This window comes from Thauera humireducens (assembly GCF_001051995.2).
GTDB classification, from domain to species: domain Bacteria; phylum Pseudomonadota; class Gammaproteobacteria; order Burkholderiales; family Rhodocyclaceae; genus Thauera; species Thauera humireducens.
Window position 1 is genome coordinate 861,828 of record NZ_CP014646.1, and the last position, 21,229, is coordinate 883,056.

Here is a 21,229-nt window from a genome sequence, read left to right on the forward strand (position 1 = left end):
CGTGGCAAGTCTCCTGCGCCGGGGCGATCGTGACGGCGCTATGGCTGGCAGGATGCGCCGCCGACCTCAACGACCCCTATCCGGCAGCCGAGCGCGGGCAAGGCATCTTCTACACCGCCTTCACCGAGCGGCCGAAGCATCTGGACCCGGTACAGTCCTACAGCGAGGATGAAGCGAGCTTCCTGTACCAGATCGTCGAGCCACCCCTGCAATACAACTACCTGAAACGACCCTACGTCCTCGAGCCGGCCACGGCGGCGGCGATGCCGAGCCTGCGCCGCTATGATCGCAACGGGCGCGAGCTACCGGAGACGGCAGATGCGTCCCGCGTGGACAGGACTGTCGTCGAGGTGCGCATCAGGCCGGGCATCCTCTATCAGCCACATCCGGCCTTCGCCCGCAAGGAAGACGGCGAGCCGCGCTACGTTCCGATGCTGCCTGACGCGCTGGATGGGGTGCGGGCCATCGGGGATTTCGCGCATGCGGATACGCGGGAACTGGTGGCGGCGGACTACGTGCACCAGATGAAGCGGCTTGCACATCCGAGCCTGCATTCGCCGATCTTCGAGCTGATGGCCGAGTACATCCCGGGCCTGAAGGTGCTGCAAGGGCGGCTGCTCGAGGCCCAGGGACGCACCGGCAAGGACGCCAAGGCGTTCATCGACCTCGAAGCCTTCGAGCTGCCGGGTGTCGAGGTGCTCGACCGCCACACTTACCGCATCACGCTCAAAGGGGCCTACCCCCAGTTCCTGTACTGGCTGTCGATGCCCTTCTTCAGTCCGGTCCCGCCGGAAGCCGATCGCTTCTTCAGCCAGCCGGGCATGGCCGAGCGCAACCTGACGCTGGACTGGTGGCCGATCGGGACCGGCCCCTACATGCTGGTCGAGAACAATCCGAATGCGCGCATGGTGCTGGCGCGCAACCCCAACTTTCGCGGCGAAGCCTATCCGTGCGAAGGGGCGCCGGGCGATGCTGGCGCCGGGCTGCTGGACGATTGTGGCAAGACCATGCCGTTCATCGACCGCGTGGTCTTCTCGCGCGAGCGCGAGGGAATCCCCTACTGGAACAAGTTCCTGCAGGGCTATTACGACGCCTCGGGGGTGTCTTCGGACAACTTCGACCAGGCGGTGACGCTGACCAGCCAGGGCGAGGTCTCGCTATCGGAGGACATGGAGTCGAAGGGCATCCGCTTGCTCACCTCGGTGTCGCCGTCGATCTTCTATCTCGGCTTCAACATGCTCGATCCGCTGGTGGGCGGCGGGCCATCCAGGGCCGAGAAGGAGCGTGCCCGCAAGCTGCGCCAGGCCATTTCGATTGGCCTGGACATGGAGGAGTTCGTCTCGATCTTCCTGAATGGCCGCGGCGTGCCGGGCATGAGCCCGATTCCGCCCGGCATCTTCGGCGCGCGTGAAGGGCGCCAGGGCATCAATCCCGTTGTCTACGAATGGCGCGGCGGCGAAGCGGATGGTCGTCCGGTCAGGCGCGGGCTTGACGACGCCCGCCGCCTGCTGGCCGAGGCCGGCTGGCCGAACGGAAGACATGCGCAGACGGGCGAGCCCCTGGTCATCAACCTCGACACCACCCCGGGCGGCCTCGGCGACAAGGCGCGCTCTGATTGGCTGGCGAAGCGCTTCCGCGAGCTTGGCGTGCAGTTCGTCGTGCGCCCGACGGATTTCAACCGCTTCCAGGACAAGATCCGACAGGGCAGCGCGCAGTTGTTCTTCTTCGGCTGGAATGCGGATTATCCGGATCCGGAGAACCTGCTTTTCCTGCTGCACGGCCCGCAGGGCAAGGTGAAGTTCAATGGCCAGAACGCTGCCAACTACGAGAATCCGGAGTACGACGCCCTGTTCGAGAAGATGAAGGCCATGCCGGACGGACCCGCCCGGCAGGAGATCATTGACCGCATGGTTGCGATCCTGCAGCAGGAGGCGCCGTGGATCTTCGCCTTCCACCCCAAGGCCTACTCGCTGCAGCATGGCTGGGTGCTGAACCGCAAGCCGGGCGCCATGGTACGCAACAACATGAAATACCAGCGCATCGACATCGAACGCCGCGCTGCCGCGCGCGCGGAGTGGAACCGCCCGGTGCTGTGGCCGCTCGCCCTTGTCGCGCTGCTGCTGGCCGCGCTGGTGGCGCCGGCGGTCGTGCATTGGCGCCGGCGCGAGGTCGCCACGGCCGCGCCGGACAATGGCGGAGGCGGGCGCTGATGCTGGCCTATCTCGTCCGCCGGGCGCTGTACGCGATCCCGATCCTGATCGGCGTAAATCTGCTGACCTTCGTGCTGTTCTTCGTGGTCAATTCGCCCGACGACATGGCGCGCATGCACATCGGCGTCAAGCGTGCGACCCCGGAGGCCATCGAGCGCTGGAAGGTCGAGCGCGGTTACGACAAGCCGATGTTCGTCAATGCGGCGGCCGAAGGCAGTGCGCGATTCACCGACACCATCTTCTTCGACAAGTCGCTGCGCATGTTCGCGCTCGAGTTCGGCCGCGCCGACGACGGCCGCGATATCGGCCAGGAGATTCGCGACCGCATGGGGCCGTCCCTTGCCATCGCGCTGCCGACCTTCGTCCTCAGCCTGTTCGTCTCGATCAGCTTCGCCTTGCTGCTGGTGTTCTTCCGCGCTACCTATCTCGACTTCTGGGGCGTGGTGCTGTGCGTGGCGATGATGTCGATATCGAGCCTGTTCTACATCATCGGCGGGCAGTGGCTGGTGTCGAAGATGTGGGCGCTGGTGCCGATCTCGGGCTATGCGCCCGGGCTGGATGCCACCCGCTTCCTGGTGCTGCCGGTGCTGATCAGCGTGGTCGCCGGCATGGGCTCGAGCGCGCGCTGGTATCGCACCATCTTCCTCGAGGAGATCTCGAAGGATTACGTGCGCACGGCGCGCGCCAAGGGCCTGTCCGAGCTCGCCGTGCTGTTCCGCCACGTGCTGCGCAACGCGCTGATCCCGATCCTGACCGGGGTCGTGGTGGTGATTCCGCTGCTGTTCATGGGCAGCCTGCTGGTGGAGTCCTTCTTCGCGATCCCGGGGCTGGGCAGCTACACGATCGATGCGATCAACGCGCAGGATTTCGCGGTGGTGCGGGCGATGGTCTTCATCGGCTCGGTGCTCTACATCATTGGCCTGATCCTGACCGACATCTCCTACACGCTGGTCGACCCGCGGGTGAGGCTGGAATGAGCGCGCCCATGGAAACGACGATGGGCTTTCAGCCGGTGGTGCTATGGACCGACCTGCTGCTGTTCGTGCTGCTGGCGACGGCCGCGGCGGCGGTGTTCTATGTGCGTGCCAACGAGCCTTTGCGCGAGGCCTGGCGCAAGGTCGGTCGACGCCCGGCCGGCATGGCCGCCGCGACGATCCTGCTTGCCTTCGTCACGATTGGCGTGCTCGACAGCCTGCATTACCGGCCCTTGCTGCCTGCGGTCGACACGCCCGTCGGGGCTGTGGGCGGACAGGGGCCGCCGAGATACTCGACCGAAGTCCTGTCCGTGCTGGATGCGGTACTCGAGCCCTTGCGGCTGCAGACCGAAAAGACGTATTCCGCGCCCTTCGCCTGGCAACTCTACCAGCGCGAGACGATCGAGCTGCCCGGGGGCGGGCAGGTCAGGGACTATCCGCGCCTCGTGCACGGCGCGTCTCACCTTGAAGACCCGGTTGCGGACAAGGACGCAGATCTGTCGCGCCGCGTGCTCGCGGGGCTGGGGCAGGCCCTGTTTGCCTGGCTTGCGACCTTCGTGGTGCTGGCCACACTCGTCTGGCGCGGCAGTGGCCTGGGCTGGGGTGAGATTGTCGCGGCGCTGCTGGCGGGGCGCACGGTGCTGGCATGGCGGGCGGCGCTCGTCACGCTCGGCCTCATCTTCGCAATCGTCGCCATCTGCATCGAGCTTGCACCGCTATACCACGTGCTCGGCACCGACAAGGTGGGTCAGGATGTCCTCTACCTTGCGCTCAAGAGCGTGCGCACTGCGCTGGTCATCGGCACGATCACGACCCTGGTGATGATGCCGTTCGCGGTGGCGCTGGGCATCGCCGCAGGCTATCTCGGCGGCTGGGTGGATGATGCCGTCCAGTACGTGTACACCGTGCTGAACGCGATTCCCGGCGTGCTGCTGATTGCCGCCGCGGTGCTGATGATGCAGGTGGTCATCGACACCCATCCGCAGTGGTTCGACACTGCAGCCGAACGCTCGGATGCGCGCCTGCTGGCGCTGTGCTTCATCCTCGGCATCACCAGCTGGACGGGCCTCGCGCGGCTCCTGCGGGGCGAGACGTTGAAGCTGCGCGAACTGGAGTACGTGCAGGCGGCGCGTGCCTTCGGGGTGCGCACGCCTGCAATCCTGCGCCGCCACATCCTGCCCAACGTGATGCACATCGTGATGATCGCGCTGGTCATGGACTTTTCCGGCCTGGTGCTGGCCGAGGCGGTGCTGTCCTACGTCGGCATCGGCGTGGATCCGACAACGATCAGCTTCGGCACCATGATCAACATGGCGCGCGCCGAACTTGCGCGGGAACCGATGGTCTGGTGGTCGTTGGCTGCGGCGTTTGCGTTCATGTTCGTGCTGGTGCTCGCCGCCAACCTGTTCGCGGACGTGGTGCGCGACGCCTTCGATCCCAGAAGGGGTTGAGGCCGCCGATCAGTCACAGGGCTCACAGCGGGCGGGGTTTCCGAGAAGGCTGCGAGGACTGTCCGGGCCCGAAGGGCGAGTGCCGCAGCAGCCGGAGCGGATGCCCAGCGCCCCTGTCAAACCAGGCACCAACGATGAACGCGCTCATGTTGGCGGGCAGTGAGGCCATTGACCGGCGCACAGGGCATTCCTTCCGCCGGCTGCGGAACTCGCCATCGCTGCGCTCGGCTTCGGACAGTCCTCGCCGGCGCCAGGAACGCCCTGCACGCCGGTCAGCGTGATTGGCGATCAACACTTCAAGAAGACGGACCCCATGAGAGACCTTAGATTCGACAACCGTTTCGTGCGCGAGCTGCCCGCAGATCCCGAGGACGGGCGGCATGTGCGTCAGGTGCACGGCGCCTGCTATTCGCGTGTCGACCCGACGCCGGTGCGTGCGCCGAAGCTGCTGGCATGGTCGCGCGAGGTCGCGGACTTGCTCGGGCTCGACGAGGCCGATGTGCGCGATCCTCGGTTCGCAGAGGTGTTCGGTGGCAATGCGCTGATGCCTGGGATGGTGCCTTACGCCGCCTGCTATGGCGGCCACCAGTTCGGTAACTGGGCGGGGCAGCTCGGCGACGGACGCGCGATCACGCTGGGCGAGACGATCAACCCACAAGGCCAGCGCTGGGAGCTTCAGTTGAAGGGCGCCGGGCCGACACCGTATTCGCGTCGCGCCGACGGGCGTGCAGTGCTGCGTTCGTCGATCCGTGAGTTCATCTGCAGCGAGGCCATGCACCATCTGGGCGTGCCGACCACGCGTGCGCTGAGCCTGGTGGCCACGGGCGAGCCGGTGATCCGCGACATGTTCTACGACGGCAACGCGCGGCCCGAACCGGGTGCCATCGTGTGCCGCGTGGCGCCGTCCTTCATTCGTTTCGGTAACTTCGAGATCTTCGCCTCGCGTGGCGAGGAGCCGCTGCTGCAACAGTTGATCGACTTCACGATCGATCGCGACTTCCCGGAGCTGGCTGAGGCCGAGCCCGACCCCGTACAGCGCCGGTTGAGGTGGTTCGAGGACGTGTGTCGGCGCACCGCCGTGCTGATCGCGCACTGGATGCGCGTCGGCTTCGTGCATGGCGTGATGAACACCGACAACATGTCCATCCTCGGCCTCACGATCGATTATGGCCCCTACGGCTGGATCGACAACTTCGACCCCGACTGGACGCCCAACACGACCGATGCCGGCGGGCGCCGCTACCGCTTCGGGCATCAGGCGCGCATCGCGCAATGGAACCTGTGGCAACTGGCCAACGCGGTCTATCCGGTGATCCAGCAGGTCGAGCCGCTGGAGCGGGCGCTGGCGATGTATGGCGAGGTGTTCGCGGCCGAGGATCGACGCATGACGCAGCAGAAGCTGGGGCTCGCGACGTGGCGCGAGGGCGATGAGGACGACGACGCAAGCGATGCCGCGCGGGTGGCGAGGCTGCACACCCTGCTGCGGGCGGGAGAGGTCGACATGACGCTCTTTTTCCGGCAGCTTTCCGATCTCGATCTGGCGCAGCCGTCGGTCTCGCATTTCGACACCGCCTTCTACGATCAAGCCCGTCGTGGCGATGTCGCGGCCGAGCTCGAAGCGTGGCTGAAGGACTACGCCGCGCGGATCGCTCAGGACGGCGTGCCCGGCGCTGTACGCCGTGAGCGCATGAACGCGGTCAATCCGCTCTACGTACCCCGCAACTACCTGGCGCAAGAGGCGATCGACCGGGCGGAACAAGGCGACCCGAGCGGCGTGAGCGAGCTGCTCGAGGTGCTGCGCAGGCCCTACGTCGAACAGCCCGGACGCGAAACCTACGCCGCGCGACGGCCGGACTGGGCCCGCCACAAGGCGGGTTGTTCGATGCTGTCCTGCAGTTCCTGAGCGCTCAGACCTTCACGCGCATCAGGCGCTGCTTCTCGCGCTCCCAGTCCTTCTTCTTCTCGTCCTCGCGCTTGTCGTGCAGTTTCTTGCCCTTCGCGAGGCCGATCTCCAGCTTGATCCGGCCTTTCACGAAATGCAGGTCGAGCGGCACCAGGGTGTAGCCCGCGCGCTCCACCTTGCCGATCAGGCGGGCGATTTCCTTCTTGTGCAACAAGAGCTTGCGCGTGCGCACCGGATCATGGTGGACGTGGCTGGAGGCGGTGGTGAGCGGCGTGATGTGCATGCCGAAGAGGAAGATCTCCTCGTTGCGGATGATGACGTAGGATTCCTTGATGTTCGCGCGCCCGGCCCGGATCGCCTTCACCTCCCAGCCCTCGAGGACCATGCCGGCTTCGTGCTTTTCCTCGATGAAGAAGTCGTGGAGGGCTTTGCGGTTTTCGATGATGCTCATGTCTTGATGATCCTTCGGCGCTGCAGGGCGGGGTCGCCGCGCGGCAAACGGGTGTGCCCGCATGCGGTAGAATCGCGCATTTTAACAGCACGGCACCGGCGTCGTTCCGGGTCGCGCACCGCCCCTGATTTTTCATGGCCGACGTCAAGAAGCTGGTTCTGATCGAATTCACCCCCGTGCAGATGTTCGAGCTGGTCGATCGCTGCGAGGACTATCCCCAGTTCCTGCCATGGTGTGGCGGCAGCGAGGTGCATGCCCGCACGGATACCATCACCGCGGCCACCCTCCACATCAACTATCACGGCATCAAGGCGCACTTCAGCACCGAGAACGAAAAGCGCTGGCCCAACGAAATGAAGCTGCGGCTGGTCGACGGCCCATTTACACGCCTGGACGGCCACTGGCTGTTCACTGCGTTGGGTGACACGGCGTGCAAGGTCGAGTTCAGCCTGCACTACGAGTTTTCGAGCAAGTTGCTGGAGAAGGTGCTCGGGCCGGTGTTCAATCACATCGCCAACACCTTCGTCGATTCCTTCGTGAAGCGTGCAGGACAGGTCTACGCAAAGGGCTGAACATGGCTGAAGCAATCCGGGTTGAAGTCGTCTACGCGCTGCCCCAGCGTCAGGAACTCGTGCAGGTGAGCTTGCCCGAGGGGGCGACCGTTCGTCAGGCCATCGAGGCGTCGGGCCTGCTGCAGAAGTATCCCGACATCGAACTGGACGGGCGCAACAAGCTCGGCATCTTTGCCAAGCTCACCAAGGCCGATGCAACCCTGCGCGATCGCGATCGGGTCGAGATCTACCGGCCGCTCATTGCCGACCCGAAGGCCGTGCGCAAGAAGCGCGCCGACGAGGGCAAGGTCATGAAGAAGGGCGGGGGACCCGCGGAAGAGTCGGCGGCCTGATATCGCTCCCGCGGGCTGGCAGGCTCGCTTGAGGCAGGGTCCCCGCGCGCGATTGCAGGATCAGTTCGAGCAGTTCTCGTCGATCTGGCGCTGAAGACGGCTGATGTCGGCTGAACGTGCCTCGTCGCTGATGAACTCGCGCTCGCCCGCGGCGTTCATGCGCGCCATGCGTTGCCCAGAATTGAGCGCCGCCAGCTGGTTGCGCGCGTCTTCGCAGAAGCGTTGCCGCTCGGCCTCCCGTTCCTGCTCCTGCTGCGCCTTGGCCTGGGCTTCCGCCTCTGCAGCGCGACGCTTGCGGAACTCTTCCTCGCGTTCGGCCAGCGTCTTGGGCTTGCCGTCGTCCGCAGCCGGCTGCTCTCCTGCGGCCTTGCCTTCTTCCTGCTCGTCGACCGGAGGCGCGACCGGCGCAGGCACGGGGGTGCCGCGAATGGTCTTCACCGGACCGCTCGGCGGCGGAATGTCGGAGTAATGCGTCTTCCCGTCCTTGTCCTTCCAGCTGTAGATCTGGGCAGCAACCGGCAGTGCCGTGAGCATGACAAGAAGCAGGACGGCAGTGCGAGTCATCAAGGGTCTCCGAAAGGCACCGCTTACACGGCGCGAAAGGCGTCTGTATAATACGGATTTGGTCGAAAGGATAAAAGCCATGCGAGTGATTCAGAAGGCGCTGACGTTCGATGACGTCCTTCTTGTTCCCGCCCACTCCACGGTCCTCCCGCGCGATGTGAGCCTGCAGAGCCAAGTCACCCGGCGCATCCGTCTGAATATCCCGCTCGTGTCCGCTGCAATGGACACCGTCACTGAAAGCCGCCTGGCCATCGCGCTGGCGCAGGAGGGCGGGATTGGTGTGGTGCACAAGAACCTCACGCCGACCGAGCAGGCGGCCGAGGTACATCGGGTCAAACGCCACGAGTCCGGCATTCTAAAGGACCCCATCACCGTTCCGCCGACCGTGACGGTGGGCGAGGTCATCGAGCTGCAGCGGCAGAACCGCTTCTCCGGCGTGCCGGTGGTCGATGGTGGCAAGGTGGTCGGTATCGTCACCAACCGCGACACCCGCTTCGAGACCAATCTCGATCAGCTCGTGTCCGAGATCATGACGCCGCAAGACCGCCTGGTCACGGTACGTGAAGGCGCCAGCCTGGAAGAGGCGCGCGAACTGTTGCGCGTGCATCGTCTCGAGCGTGTGCTGGTCCTCAACGACGCGGGCGAGCTGAGCGGCCTCATCACCGTCAAGGACATGATGAAGTCCACCGAGCACCCCTTCGCGGCCAAGGACGAACAGGGGCGCCTGCGCGTCGCTGCGGCGGTCGGGGTCGGAGCAGGCACCGAAGAGCGCGTCGAGCGCCTCGCCGATGCAGGCGTGGACATGATCGTGGTCGATACTGCACATGGCCATTCGCAGGGCGTGCTCGATCGCGTCAACTGGGTCAAGAAGCGTTTCCCGCAGATCGAAGTGGTCGGCGGCAACATCGCCACCGCGGCGGCGGCGCTTGCCCTCGTCGACGCCGGTGCGGACGGTGTGAAGGTCGGCATCGGTCCGGGCTCGATCTGCACCACCCGCATCGTCGCCGGTGTCGGCGTGCCGCAGATCACGGCAATCGACAACGTTGCCAACGCCTTGGCAGGCACGGGTGTGCCGATGATCGCTGACGGCGGCATCCGCTTCTCGGGCGACATCGCCAAGGCGATCGCCGCGGGTGCCAACGTGGTGATGCTTGGCGGACTGTTCGCCGGCACCGAAGAGGCGCCGGGCGAAACCGTGCTGTTCCAGGGGCGCTCGTACAAGGCCTACCGTGGCATGGGTTCGCTGGGCGCGATGGAGAAGGGGGCGGCAGACCGTTATTTCCAGGACGAGAACTCCGGCAACATCGACAAGCTGGTTCCCGAAGGTATCGAAGGCCGCGTCCCCTACAAGGGTTCGGTCGGCGCGGTGATCCATCAGCTGATCGGTGGGCTGCGCGCATCGATGGGCTATCTCGGTTGCCCCGACATTCCGGCGATGCACCAGCGTGCCGAGTTCGTGCAGATCAGTTCGGCAGGCATGCGTGAATCCCACGTCCATGACGTGCAGATCACCAAGGAAGCGCCGAACTACCAGATCAGCTGATCGGCTGGCTAGAAACATCCCAGGCGGCTGCGAAGCCGCCTTTCCTTTTTCAAGACGCTAGAGACGTTCGCGCCCATGGCTCACCAGAAAATCCTCATCCTCGACTTCGGTTCCCAGGTTTCCCAGCTCATCGCACGCCGCGTGCGCGAGCAGCAGGTGTATTGCGAGTTGCATCCCTTCGACGTGTCGGACGAGTTCGTGCGCAGCTTCGGTGCCCAGGGCGTGATCCTTTCGGGCGGACCGAACTCGGTCTATGAAGCAGAGGACTGGCGCGCGCCGCAGGCGGTGTTCGAACTCGGCGTGCCGGTGCTGGGCATCTGCTACGGCATGCAGACCATGGCCAGCCAGCTCGGCGGCAAGGTCGAAAGCGCCAGCAAGCGCGAGTTCGGCTATGCGGAAATGCGTGCACGCGGTCACTCGAAGCTGTTCGAGGGCATCGAGGATCGCTGCAATGACGAAGGGCATGGGCTGCTGGACGTGTGGATGAGCCACGGCGACAAGGTCACCGAGCTGCCGCCGGGCTTCAAGGTCATCGGCAGCAACGAATCCACCCCGATCGCGGCCATGGCCGACGAGGCGCGCGGCTTCTACGGCGTGCAGTTTCACCCGGAGGTAACGCACACGATCAAGGGCAAGGAGATGATTGCCCGGTTCGTGCACGACATCTGCGGCTGCGGCAACGACTGGAACATGCCCGACTACATCGCCGAGGCGGTGCAGAAGATCCGCGAACAGGTGGGCGACGAAGAGGTCATCCTCGGTCTGTCGGGCGGTGTTGACTCCTCGGTGGCGGCGGCACTGATCCACCGCGCGATCGGCGACCAGCTCACCTGCGTGTTCGTCGACCACGGCCTGCTGCGCCTGAACGAAGGCAAGATGGTCATGGAGATGTTCGCCGGCCGACTGCACGCCAAGGTCGTCCATGTCGATGCCTCCGCGCAGTTCATGGGGCATCTGAAAGGGGTCACCGACCCCGAGCAGAAGCGCAAGATCATCGGCCGCGAGTTCGTCGAGGTGTTCCAGGCCGAAGCCAGGAAGCTGCCGAACGCGAAGTGGCTGGCACAGGGCACCATCTACCCCGACGTGATCGAGTCCGGTGGCGCCAAGAACAAGAAGGCGCAGACCATCAAGAGTCACCACAACGTCGGCGGCCTGCCCGAGACCCTGGGCCTGAAGCTGCTCGAGCCGCTGCGCGACCTGTTCAAGGACGAGGTTCGCGAGCTCGGCGTGGCGCTCGGCCTGCCGCACGACATGGTCTATCGCCACCCCTTCCCGGGTCCGGGCCTGGGCGTGCGCATTCTCGGCGAGGTTCGCCAGGATTTCGCCGACCTGTTGCGCCGCGCCGACGCGATCTTCATCGACGAACTGCGTGCCGCCGACTGGTACGACAAGACCAGCCAGGCCTTCGCCGTCTTCCTGCCGGTCAAGAGCGTGGGCGTGATGGGCGATGGCCGCACTTATGAATACGTGGTGGCGCTGCGCGCGGTCCAGACCCAGGATTTCATGACCGCGCACTGGGCCGAACTGCCGCACAGCCTGCTCGGCAAGGTCAGCAATCGCATCATCAACGAGGTCCGCGGCATCAACCGCGTGGTGTACGACATCTCGGGCAAGCCGCCCGCGACGATCGAGTGGGAGTGACTGGAAAAGAGTATGCCTTTATAAAAAAATGGCTTGCGATTTATCGGAAATGATTCATTCGCAACAAGCAGGTTCATATCGCAAGCTATTGAAATATAAGGGAAGTTTGCTTGGGTGAGGCAGCAGGTGAGGGTGAGCATAGTGGCGCCGTTGGGGGCGAACCAACGTGCCCATCATATGACGGCTCGATCACGTAACGCCGCAGTCGAGAGCGCCATGTCCGGAAATCATCTACAAGTTTCGGACATGCTGGCGCCTTCAAGGAGGGTGTGTTGTTGATGCTCGCCTGCCGGCTTCGTCGGCAGCGGCGTGGATGGCACGGTCGAGTTGCCGGGCGCTGAGGTGCCGGACCGGATCCTGACCCGGGTTTTTCCTGCCGGTGCGTGTGCTGTTGCGCTTGGTCCGCGCTTCACCTCGTTCGGGCTCAGGATCACCGGCATCGTTGCGATGCTGCTTCTCGAGTCTCTCGATGAAGCGCCGTTGCGGGGCGGGGGGGTGACCGGGGGCGCACGTCAGCTTCAGCAATGTCGCAGGTCGTCGAGCAGCACGTCGGCGAGTCCTTCCTCGTCGATCGCCAGTCGTTCGGCGAGCATCGCGCCGGCGAGCGTCTCGTCCCACAGCGCGGTGACGGCGGCATCGTCGAGGAGGCGACCGGGACGTGGTGCGCCGATGACGGCTGTGCGATAGTCGGCGGCCGAGAAGCGCCACGGCCGGGCGTCGTGCTCACGGATCATCTGGTTGCCGATGCACAGGCCCGGCCAGTCGAAGTCGCCGTGGTAATGCAGCGTTGCTCCGGCGGCGCGCAATTGCGTGAGCAGGACGCGCTGGGCCGCGGCCGGCATGCCGTCGGTGCATACCAGCGGCGCACAGCGCAGCCCCAGCTGGTCGGCGGCGATCGCGAGCAGGTTCGGGTTCTCGCAGACGAAGACCGGGCGGCCCGTGACGGCCCAGGCCGGCGGCGATCGTACCAGGCTGCGTAGCGAGAAATAGGTCGGTTCGCCCGGTTCCGTGCCCGTCGGTCCGGGGAGGTTGAGGGTCAGCGCAGGCCGCGCCAGCTCATTGACCAGCACGCCGGCCGCGGCCCAGAGGTCCCGTACCCGGTCGGCGTCATCGTCGGGCGCGGCCCCCTGGCGCAGGGCCGAGAGGACCAGCGTGGCGACCGGGCTGCCGGCGTCGAGCGCGTGCGCATTACCGAGAGTAGCAACGGCCAGCTGCGCCCGCGGAATCCCCCCTGCGGGCAGCCGCCGCAACACTTGATCAGCGTCGAGGACCAAGCGGGCGCCAGCCTCGGGCTGGCTGGCACACAAGCGCTTCAGCAGCCCGAGTCCGACGGATGTCTGGAGCGCCGAACGCAGGCCGGGGTGTGCGCAGCCCTCGACCACCTGCTGCCATTGCCAGCGAACCTGCAGGCGTTCGGCCCTGGCGTCGATGATCGGTCCGTCGAGTTGTTCGAGCGCATCGCGCAAGGACGAGGCGAGACCGGCTCGGGCGAGCGCTGCGTCGATCTCCGCCACGTCGATCTGCATCGACCGCACAGGGCGCGCCGGTCGGCCGGAAAGTGCCGCGAGGGCGGCATGCTCGGCCTCGCTCAGCGAGCCCAGACGCAGAACGTCGGCCGGCGCGCCGCGCGCATAGCGTTGGCGCAGCCGCTTGCGCAGCGCCGCAAGGGGTTCGCCGCCGAGCAGCCGTTGAAGGCGGGCATCCACGGTCATTCGGGGGGAAAGCGCCGATCGGGATCGTCTTCACGCCGGCGCGCCCGTCCATCCCAGGTCCAGCGTGACACATGCACCGCGTCAATGCCCTCGCGCCGCTGCAGCTGGCAGATCGCCACGCCGGGCAGCTCAGCATAGCAGGCCCATTCACGCTCGCTGGTAATGACGAAATCGAGGTCGAACTCGCGGATCAGCCCCATGCAATGCGCACGGGCGGCATCGTCGATGCCGGCAAAGGCTTCGTCGAGCAGCACCAGGCGGGGCGCAAAAGCGTAGCTGGCCTGACTGTAGAAGCTCGACACGGCGGCGAACAGCGGCACCGTCAGGCCGAGCGCGCGTTCGCCGCTCGAGGCCGGGCCGGAGAGCGGACGCCACTGCCCGTCCTGCCAGCGCTGGACGCGGAAGCGGTGCCAGCGCCGGTAGTCGAGCGCCTGGGCGAGCTGCTCGAGCAGGCTGCCGTCGACGGCGTCGGCCTTCAGGCGTTCGGCGGCGATGCGCTGGTGCAGCATCTCGCCGACCACCCGCCGGTCCTCGGCCGACCAGAGGTCGGTGCTGGTGTTGAGCAGGCGCTTGCGCGCGGCCTCTAGGCCCACCGGTGCACCCTCGCCGCCCTCGGGCAGCGGTTGCCACAAGAGGCGGAACTTGACCCCGGTGGAGGTCGGGCGCTTGTTCAGCTCCTTGTTGATCGCATCGACCTGCCGCTCGGCCGCCTGCAGGAGCCGCTGCACCTCGGCGGCGATCTCGGCCTGGAGGTGATTTTCTAGCAGGGTGCGCTCGCGCGCCGTCAGGAGCTCGCGGCGCTGGGCGATCTCGGCAGCCAGCCGGGCGGTCAGCTGGTCGGGGCGCTCCGGACGGTTCTGGTAGATGACGCTGACGACCATGCCGTAGTCGCTGGTGTCGGCCTGGGCCTGCTGGCCGAGCGCCGTGAGGGCGCGCCCGAGTTCGCCGTAGTCGTGGGAGATCTGACTCTGGATGCGCGTCCAGGCCTCGTCGTCGTCCGCCACCTGCGCTAGTGCCTGCTCGGTGCGGCGGGCCAGCGTGAGCGCCGGCTCGATCGTCCAGGGCGCACGCAGGTCGGGCAGCTCGGCCTCGGGGAGCGCGGCGGACAGCAGGCCGGTGGCGGCAAAGCCCTGCAGCTGTGTGATGGCGCGTTGGCGGGCATCGGCGCGTTCCTGCAGCGTGGCGTCGGCGTCGAGCACCTTCTGCTCGCCGCGCGCGCGTGCCTCGCCGGCGGTGCGCAGGGCCTCGCCTGCCGCCTTCAAGTGGTGATCGCCCTCGCTCACCGCAGCGCGCGCCTCGCGCAGCCGCCGTTGCAGCTCATCGACCTGCGCACCGATCGATTCGCGCAAGGTGGCAAGCCGCACCTGCGCCTCCTGGGCGAGCCGGCCGCGCTCGGCGAACTGCTCGGCGCGCTGGCGCGCGTCGGCCTCGGCTTCGCTCGTCCGCGCTTGCTGGCGGGCGAGTTCCGTTGCCGACAGACGTAGCTCATGCGCTACCCGCAAGAGCCCGTGCAGGGTCTCGCCGAAGTGCAACAGAGCGGCGCCGACGGCTTCCAGCGCCGCGGCATCGGTGGGCAGGCGCAGATCGGCCGCGTCGGCGGCCAGCGCATCGCGGCGGCTTTGCAAGGCGTCGCAGGCTGCGCGCAGCTGCCGCTCGGCTTCGTCGAGCCGGCTCTTCGCAGTCTGGAACTCGCGCTCGCGGGCCGCGGCGTCGGCGTGGGCGGCGCGCAGGCTCTCGTCGGACGGTGCGTCCTTCCATTCGGCGGCCGCCCGCTCCTGGCGCCGCGCAAGCTCGGTCAGCGCATCGTCGATCCGGCGTGAAGCGTCGGCGATCTCGCCCAGGCGAAGATCGATCTCGGCGAGCCGTCGCGCTCGAGCGGCGGCGCGGGCCGCGTAGCCGATGTACGTGGCCTGCGGTTTGGCCCACGCGCCGGCTAGGGCGCCGAGGCGAAAGCGGCCGTCGGGGGCCATCCAGCCTTCGGCCCGGCCGTCGTCTTGCGCGGAGCAGGCGATGCCTTCGAGCAGGCGCGTCAGCAGCGCGGCATCGATTGCGGGCGTTGCCGCCGCGGCGGACGGGGTAAGCCAGGCGGCGAGCGAGGCGTCACAGCGTGGCCGCTCCAGCCACTGGGTGTCGTGCAGGGGCGGCGCGCCGTCGGCCGCCTGCAGCCGGCCATCGGGGGTGACCCAGGCGTCGAGAAGTCCGGCCGCCTCGAGCGCGGCTTCGAGGCCGGCACGCTGGGCGGCGTCGGCGTGCTCGTGAAAATCGACCAGCTGCCACAGCGGCGCACCGGCCCGTTGCCGTCTGGCCTCGGTGCCGCGGGTATAAGGCGGCGGCGGGGTGGCGTCTTCGCCCTGCGCAAGTCGCTCGTGCTCGGCGCGCAGCGTCGCCTGCTCGTCGTGCAGCGTTTTTTGCGCAGCGAGCTGTGCGGCGCGCTGCCCGGCCAACTCGTCGGCGGCGCGCTGCTGGGCGGACGACAAGGCGGCACGGGCCGGGTTGTCACCTTGCAGGTTGGCGACCCACGTGGCCAGCGCGGACAGCGGCGGCTCAGCCACCTGCAGCACCTGCAGGTTCGCGAAGTGCGCCTGCCAGGCCTCGACGACGCGGCTGCCTTCGGTCTCGACCGCGGCGTCGGCCACGCTGCGGCGGGCGGCGGCCGCTTCGGCTTCGTCCTGTCGTTCGTCACGGGCCTGTTGTCGGCTTGCGTGGGTGGCCTCGGCCTGCGCCACCTCGGCTACGCGGCGCTGTACCAGGGCGAGCTGTTCGCGCCGAACCTGGGTTGCCTGGCGCAGATCCTGGAGGGCCGTGTCGAGGGGCAGGTCGCCGAGGGTTGCCAGTTCGGCGGCCGGAAGCGCCGCCAGCGGATTGTCTCGCCACGGCTCGCCGATGCCGCTGGCCAGCGCCGCTGCGGCGACGCCTTCGCGTGCTGTGGCGAGGGCCTCTTCGGCCTGTGTCCGGCGCGTGCCCCGTTCATCGAGCGCCCGACGTTCGCGCTCGAGGCGGGCGGTTGCCTCGTCACTCATGCGCGTCGCGTCGACGAGGTCGGCGGCTCGCGATTCGGAGTCACGTTCGGCCTGGTTCAGGCGATTCGCGTCCTTCATCCCTGGGTCGGACTGCAGCTGGTCGAGCCGCGTGCGGCCGGCGAGCAATGCGGCTTCGGCGGCATCGAGGCGGCCTTTCGCCCGCGCCTCGGCGTGCTGCGAGGTTTGCAACTCGGTGCGGGCTTCGTTGAGATTGCGGCTGGCGGTGTCATAGCCGCTCTGTGCGCTGCGCAGCCCGCGGGCCTGGCGCCGCGCGTTGATCGCGGCGTAACGCTGGTAGCGCTGGTTGAACTGGCCGACGGCCTTAGCCAGCGCTTCGTAATCCTGCAGCTCGCGGCGGTATTCCTCGAGCTGGTTGAGCGCGTCGGCAACGTCGGTCAGTAGCTCGGCCGACAGCGGAGGCAGTGCCTCGGTCAGCGCGTCCGAGAGGTTGCCTTCGTCGGGTTTCTTGGACAGTTGCGGCTGGCGCAACTGGACCAGGGTGTCCATCAGGGCCGCATAACGGACGGCACCGAGCTGGAACAGTCGCTCGTCGACCGCCCGGCGGTATGCGGCGGCGGTGTCGAACACCTGGCCGTGCTCGTGCAAGGCTTCCTTCAGTCGCTCGCGGGTGAGTACGGTGCGGGCGGGGCTGGTGAGCCACAGGTCTTCGCCGATGCGTCGCCTTTCGAGGACGAAGTACCACGCATCGACCTGGGCCCGCGCCGCCGCCGCCGAGAGCCCGCAGCCCAGCGTCAGATAGTCGGGCTCGCCATCGTCGGCGATGCGGCCGAACTCGATCCACGCATAGCCGATGCGGCGGTCGAGCTTGCCGAGCAGCAGGTTCCAGGCCATCTTCTTGCCGGCGTCGCCGTCGGGCTCGATGCGCGAGGGCTTGAGCTGGGCATCGAACAGGAAGGGCAGGGTCAGCGACAGCACCTTCGATTTGCCGGTGCCGTTGTTGCCGCGCAGCAGCAGGTGGCCATCGCGGAACCAGAATTCCTCGCTGTCGTAGTGGAACAGCTCGACGAGGCCGAGGCGAAGCGGTTGCCAGCGGGCCAGCGTCGGCTGAGGCAGCGCCGGGCGGGCGTCGGCCGTCGCAAGGTCGGACGGGGTGTCGAGCAGGGTATCCGGAGTATCCAAGGCTTGCAGTCTCAATCGAACAGGGTGCCGGTGGTGGCGGGTGCCGCCGGCCTGAGCTCGGCCTCGCCGACGGCAAAGCGCGCCAGCGCCGGCAAGGGTCGTACTTCGGCACCGTCGCGTTCGAGCAGTTGAAGACGCTGCAGGCGTTCGAGCGCGGTCGCCGCCAACTCGTGCTCCGAGCCCGCTTCACGCGCGGACTTGCGCCAGAATTTGCCGAAGCGCTGGCGTGCGCCGGCAATAAATGCGGCGACTTCGTCGGTGCTTGCGCGGCTGTTTGCACGCGCAGTCAGGAACTCGGCCACGAGCAGGGTGACATGCGCTTCGGTGCCTTCGGCCGGCATCGCCACGTCGGTCAGCTCGCCGTCCTCGTCGGTCAGCGCCAGGCCCTCGGCGCGTTGTTCGGTGACCAGCCCGGTGGCGTCGCACAGCCGGGTGGCCATCGTGCCGCGCTGGTTCATGAAGTAGGCGCGCTGGTCGGCGTCGAGGCGGTCGAGGTAGATCACCGGGTCGTCGAGCAGGCGGCGCGCCAAATGGTGGCGCAGCGCCGTGCGCCGGCCCTCGTCGCTGTCCGGTACCAGCTCCGCCACCAGCGCGGCGAGCCGCGCCTCGAACGTGTCCGGAGCGTCATCCGCGGGCCACGTGGACGGGCCGCGCGATGCCGCGAGTACACCTGCGAGGACCCGCCGCTGCACGTCGTAGAGTGCGTCATGGAGACTGTCCGAGCCTTCGCTGCCGCCGTGTACGAAGCCCTCCTCATCACCGGCCACGCGATGCAGGACGCCGAGCTCGAGCAGCGTGCGGCACACCGCGACCAGCTCCCGCCGCTCGTGCTGCGCCTGGAGCGTGAAGCTGAAGCCGAGCGCGGCCAGCGCCGGGTCTGCGGCGAGGGCGAGCAGCCGGTCGCCGAGCACGCGCAGCGTGATCTGCGGGTCGGCGCGCTCCAACACCGCGCAGGCGAGGCACAGTAGAACATAGCGGCGGCGCTCGTAGCCGGGCAGCCCACGCGTGGCGTCGTGTACGTCGGCCGGACGCTTGTACAGGCGCGCCGCATCGCGTTCGATATGCAGGGGCCAGCCGGCCTCGCGGACGAACCATTCGCGCAAGGCATCGGCGTGGCGGCGCACGGCGGCGAATTCCGCGTGTGCCGGTGTCATCAGCGGCGTCATCAACAGGGCGCGCAGCGCGGCGGTGAACTCCTCGCGTTGATGGAGGGCCTGCTGCTGGCCGATCGCGGTGCTGTCGGTTGTCATCAGGGCGCTTGCGTGGCGGTGATCGTGATACGGTGGTCGCGGCCGGCAAAGACGCCGGCATCGGTGACGACTTCGGCCCGGGTGTGCGCTTCCAGCGGCTCGAGGCGAACGCGCAACAGGCCGTCGCCGGTCTGGCGCTCGACCACGTCGTCGGGCGAGGATTGCGCCGTCAACGCCTCGCCGAGCAGCGACAGGAACAGCGAGAAGGCGTGCGGATCGAGGTGGCCGATCTCCGACAGGCGCGTCGTTCGACCGGTCGCCAGGCGCACCCGCGCGGCCTCGACCTGCAGATGTTCCTCCCGCAACTGGCGCGCGAGCAGGGCGCGCTCTTCGCTGCGCTCGCGCACCTTGGGCAAGGGGCCCCGCGGGGCGGCCTCGCCGTACTCGCGCAGGCGCGGATGGATGGAGAGCGGCGGCGCCTCGGCCCACGGCGTGGTGGCCGGCAGCTCATGGCCGGCGCCCGGGTTCAGCGAGAAATGGCGGGCCGGATTGAGGGCGAAGGCGGCACGCCCCAGGCGGTGCGCGTCGTCGTCGCTGCCGCAGGTCGCGAACCAGCCGGCGAGCACGCGGAAGTCGGCAGAGCGATCGCTGCGCCCGCTGCGCCGCTCATTGAGCGCCGCGACCGCGGCCAGCAACTGCGGAATCGCCGCACGTGCCTTCGAGCGCAGCACCTCGGCCTGCGGCGGTTCATGATGGGTGCTGACGAACCAGCCGCGCAGGCCCCTCCAGCGCTCGCGCCAGGCCTGCTGCCGCTGCGAGAGTGCATCGGCCTGCGCTTGTTCATCCCCGGGCGCGGCGTCGCGCGCTTCGCGCTGCGCGGCCGCCCACAACAGCGGATCGATGCGCGGATGCAGCAGGGCAATGTGCTGCGCGATCGCACCGGAACGCCCGACGAGGTCGCCGATGAAGCGCTCGAGGTAGTCGATCAGTCGCTGCTTGTAGGCGACCACCGCCGTGGCGTCGGCCTGCTGCAGCTCGATGCTGCGTGCCATGCCGGCCATGAAGGCCTGGGCGTTGTCGGCGAGGCTTTCGAACACGCGCACCAGATCGCGCAGGGTTTCGTGCAGCTTCGCCGCATCGAGCGCCGGTGCGTCGGCCAGCGCGAGCAAGGTCTTGAGCCGGCTGGCGATGTCTTCGAGCGCGACCGTCTGCAACTCGGCACGCCGACCGAGCGCTTCGGCGAAGGCAGTGAGGGCCGTCTCGACGGCTTCGCCGCCATGGGACAGGCGGTAGAGGAAGCGGGCGCGGTAGAAGTCGCTGATGCTGGCAACGCGCGCGGTATCGGGTTGCGCCTCGAGGTTGCCCCACTCGGTGAGCTGAGCAAGCGCGCTCTGAACCTCCTCGAGCTTCGGTACGCCATCGCTCCACCGGGCTTCGGCCAGCACCTCGTCGGGTCGCATGTGGAGCCTGAACTGGCGTTTTGCCGCGGCGAAGCTCGCCATGATGTTGCGGTAGATGCCGGCCTTGTCTGCGCTGACGTGTCGGAACAGGTCGGTCGATGTGTCCGAATAGGGCATGGGTTGGATTCTGGGGGGGCGTTCGCCCGATGTTGGCAACAATGCGGGCGGTTGTCGAGCATATGCGTTTGCGCTACCGAGCCAAAACCCGGAAGCGGCTTGCGGTAGTCCCATAATGGGACTAAAGTGCTGCTGATGCGAGTGATAGCCGTCTCCACCCTTCGGGAATTTTGGAAACTTCATCCGGATGCCGAGCAGCCTTTGAAGGCTTGGTTTGAGGAGGTGACCAAAGCGTCCTGGACTCAGCCATCGGACATCAAGGCGCAGTACGGCAGCGCCAGCATCCTCAAGAACCGGCGCGTCGTTTTCAACATCAAAGGCAACGACTACCGGTTGATCGTGGCCATCGCCTATAGGCTGCAGGTCGTCTACGTGAAATTCGTCGGGACCCACAAGGAATACGACGAAGTGGACGCAGAAACCATTGAAATGGTCTGAGTGACCATGGAGGACCACATGGACATCCGCCCTATTCACACTGAAGCCGATTACAAGGCTACGCTGAAGGAAATTTCGGCCTTGATGGAGTTCGACCCTGATCCGGGCACCCCGGAGGGAGACCGCCTGGATATTCTGACCACCCTGGTGCAAGCCTATGAAGCCAAGCACTTCCCCATTGGCGTGCCGGATCCGGTCGAAGCGATCAAATTCCGGATGGAGCAGAGCGGCCTGTCGGTGAAAGATCTGGAGCCATTCATTGGCCGGAGCAACCGTGTCTACGAAGTCCTGAACCACAAGCGCCCCTTGACACTGGGCATGATCCGTAGATTGCACCAAGGCCTGGGCATTCCGGCCGAGGTTCTGATTGCCGAGACCGTTGCGGGCTGACTTGATGGTGCTGGCGAGAGATGCACTTGTCTCGACTTCCGCGCCAATGCTATCGGCATATTGACGGTATCGCCTACGGTATCAGCGGAATGTTCAAGAAGTACGGCCGCAGATACCGTCA

General features: G+C 67.0%; 16 protein-coding genes. 10 read left to right on the top strand and 6 right to left on the bottom strand.

The annotated features are described in order from the left end of the window. Positions 1-29: 29 nt before the first annotated feature. From AC731_RS04055 to AC731_RS04070, 4 genes are all read left to right on the top strand, one after another. Positions 30-2,210, top strand: a complete 2,181-nt coding sequence (locus AC731_RS04055) for an ABC transporter substrate-binding protein (RefSeq protein ID WP_004251840.1) — start codon at positions 30-32, stop codon at positions 2,208-2,210. Continuing rightward, positions 2,210-3,187 (top strand): ABC transporter permease, encoded by a 978-nt coding sequence (locus tag AC731_RS04060; RefSeq protein ID WP_048709410.1) that lies wholly within the window; start codon positions 2,210-2,212, stop codon positions 3,185-3,187. Before AC731_RS04055 ends, AC731_RS04060 begins: the two co-directional genes overlap by 1 nt. Before the next feature lie 20 nt (positions 3,188-3,207). Next, a complete protein-coding gene (locus AC731_RS04065) occupies positions 3,208-4,635 on the top strand; it encodes an ABC transporter permease (protein WP_048709411.1) in 1,428 nt (475 codons plus the stop codon). A 313-nt stretch (positions 4,636-4,948) separates the two neighbouring features. Further along, a complete protein-coding gene (locus AC731_RS04070; protein ID WP_048710608.1) occupies positions 4,949-6,538 on the top strand; it encodes a protein adenylyltransferase SelO in 1,590 nt (529 codons plus the stop codon). A 4-nt stretch (positions 6,539-6,542) separates the two neighbouring features. On the opposite strand, the gene smpB is transcribed toward AC731_RS04070, so the two are convergent. Beyond that, on the bottom strand, positions 6,543-6,989 hold the full coding sequence (gene smpB / locus AC731_RS04075) for an SsrA-binding protein SmpB (RefSeq protein WP_004251828.1): 447 nt from the start codon (positions 6,987-6,989) through the stop codon (positions 6,543-6,545). A gap of 134 nt (positions 6,990-7,123) precedes the next feature. On the opposite strand from smpB, the gene AC731_RS04080 reads away from it, so the two are divergent. Both AC731_RS04080 and AC731_RS04085 read left to right on the top strand, forming a co-directional pair. Continuing rightward, entirely contained in the window at positions 7,124-7,561 is a 438-nt protein-coding gene (locus AC731_RS04080) for a type II toxin-antitoxin system RatA family toxin (RefSeq protein ID WP_004251826.1), read from the top strand. A 2-nt stretch (positions 7,562-7,563) separates the two neighbouring features. Continuing rightward, complete coding sequence (locus AC731_RS04085) at positions 7,564-7,893, top strand: RnfH family protein (RefSeq protein WP_048709413.1); 330 nt, start codon at positions 7,564-7,566, stop codon at positions 7,891-7,893. A gap of 60 nt (positions 7,894-7,953) precedes the next feature. Here the strand turns inward: AC731_RS04085 and AC731_RS04090 are convergent, their stop codons facing one another. Further along, complete coding sequence (locus AC731_RS04090) at positions 7,954-8,457, bottom strand: DUF4124 domain-containing protein (protein WP_048709414.1); 504 nt, start codon at positions 8,455-8,457, stop codon at positions 7,954-7,956. Between the two features lie 79 nt (positions 8,458-8,536). On the opposite strand from AC731_RS04090, the gene guaB reads away from it, so the two are divergent. Both guaB and guaA read left to right on the top strand, forming a co-directional pair. Then, the gene (gene guaB / locus AC731_RS04095) at positions 8,537-10,000 is read left to right on the top strand and encodes an IMP dehydrogenase (protein ID WP_048709416.1); all 1,464 of its coding nucleotides are present in this window, start codon (positions 8,537-8,539) and stop codon (positions 9,998-10,000) included. Positions 10,001-10,075: 75 nt separating this feature from the next. After that, entirely contained in the window at positions 10,076-11,641 is a 1,566-nt protein-coding gene (guaA, locus tag AC731_RS04100) for a glutamine-hydrolyzing GMP synthase (protein WP_004251788.1), read from the top strand. A gap of 518 nt (positions 11,642-12,159) precedes the next feature. On the opposite strand, the gene AC731_RS04105 is transcribed toward guaA, so the two are convergent. The 4 genes from AC731_RS04105 to AC731_RS04120 are packed head-to-tail and all read right to left on the bottom strand — an operon-like array spanning position 12,160 to position 20,280. Next, entirely contained in the window at positions 12,160-13,353 is a 1,194-nt protein-coding gene (locus AC731_RS04105) for a TIGR02679 family protein (protein WP_048709418.1), read from the bottom strand. Beyond that, the gene (locus AC731_RS04110; RefSeq protein ID WP_048709419.1) at positions 13,350-17,513 is read right to left on the bottom strand and encodes a TIGR02680 family protein; all 4,164 of its coding nucleotides are present in this window, start codon (positions 17,511-17,513) and stop codon (positions 13,350-13,352) included. The genes AC731_RS04105 and AC731_RS04110 overlap by 4 nt, the downstream gene beginning before the upstream one ends. Positions 17,514-17,524: 11 nt before the next feature. Further along, positions 17,525-18,763, bottom strand: a complete 1,239-nt coding sequence (locus AC731_RS04115) for a TIGR02678 family protein (protein ID WP_048709421.1) — start codon at positions 18,761-18,763, stop codon at positions 17,525-17,527. After that, the gene (locus AC731_RS04120) at positions 18,763-20,280 is read right to left on the bottom strand and encodes a TIGR02677 family protein (protein ID WP_048709423.1); all 1,518 of its coding nucleotides are present in this window, start codon (positions 20,278-20,280) and stop codon (positions 18,763-18,765) included. The genes AC731_RS04115 and AC731_RS04120 overlap by 1 nt, the downstream gene beginning before the upstream one ends. 135 nt (positions 20,281-20,415) lie before the next feature. On the opposite strand from AC731_RS04120, the gene AC731_RS04125 reads away from it, so the two are divergent. Together AC731_RS04125 and AC731_RS04130 are read left to right on the top strand one after the other, a co-directional pair. Continuing rightward, positions 20,416-20,718, top strand: a complete 303-nt coding sequence (locus AC731_RS04125; RefSeq protein ID WP_004251777.1) for a type II toxin-antitoxin system HigB family toxin — start codon at positions 20,416-20,418, stop codon at positions 20,716-20,718. An 18-nt stretch (positions 20,719-20,736) separates the two neighbouring features. After that, complete coding sequence (locus tag AC731_RS04130) at positions 20,737-21,108, top strand: helix-turn-helix domain-containing protein (protein ID WP_038010635.1); 372 nt, start codon at positions 20,737-20,739, stop codon at positions 21,106-21,108. Positions 21,109-21,229 lie beyond the last annotated feature (121 nt).

Coding starts and splice junctions, on each gene's coding strand:
- AC731_RS04080 (WP_004251826.1), top strand. CDS start 7,124: ATGGCCGACGTCAAGAAGCTGGTTCTGATCGAATTCACCCCCGTGCAG.
- AC731_RS04130 (WP_038010635.1), top strand. CDS start 20,737: ATGGACATCCGCCCTATTCACACTGAAGCCGATTACAAGGCTACGCTG.
- AC731_RS04115 (WP_048709421.1), bottom strand. CDS start 18,763: ATGACAACCGACAGCACCGCGATCGGCCAGCAGCAGGCCCTCCATCAA.
- smpB (WP_004251828.1), bottom strand. CDS start 6,989: ATGAGCATCATCGAAAACCGCAAAGCCCTCCACGACTTCTTCATCGAG.
- AC731_RS04070 (WP_048710608.1), top strand. CDS start 4,949: ATGAGAGACCTTAGATTCGACAACCGTTTCGTGCGCGAGCTGCCCGCA.
- AC731_RS04060 (WP_048709410.1), top strand. CDS start 2,210: ATGCTGGCCTATCTCGTCCGCCGGGCGCTGTACGCGATCCCGATCCTG.
- AC731_RS04120 (WP_048709423.1), bottom strand. CDS start 20,280: ATGCCCTATTCGGACACATCGACCGACCTGTTCCGACACGTCAGCGCA.
- AC731_RS04065 (WP_048709411.1), top strand. CDS start 3,208: ATGGGCTTTCAGCCGGTGGTGCTATGGACCGACCTGCTGCTGTTCGTG.
- AC731_RS04125 (WP_004251777.1), top strand. CDS start 20,416: ATGCGAGTGATAGCCGTCTCCACCCTTCGGGAATTTTGGAAACTTCAT.
- AC731_RS04090 (WP_048709414.1), bottom strand. CDS start 8,457: ATGACTCGCACTGCCGTCCTGCTTCTTGTCATGCTCACGGCACTGCCG.
- AC731_RS04085 (WP_048709413.1), top strand. CDS start 7,564: ATGGCTGAAGCAATCCGGGTTGAAGTCGTCTACGCGCTGCCCCAGCGT.
- AC731_RS04105 (WP_048709418.1), bottom strand. CDS start 13,353: ATGACCGTGGATGCCCGCCTTCAACGGCTGCTCGGCGGCGAACCCCTT.
- guaA (WP_004251788.1), top strand. CDS start 10,076: ATGGCTCACCAGAAAATCCTCATCCTCGACTTCGGTTCCCAGGTTTCC.
- guaB (WP_048709416.1), top strand. CDS start 8,537: ATGCGAGTGATTCAGAAGGCGCTGACGTTCGATGACGTCCTTCTTGTT.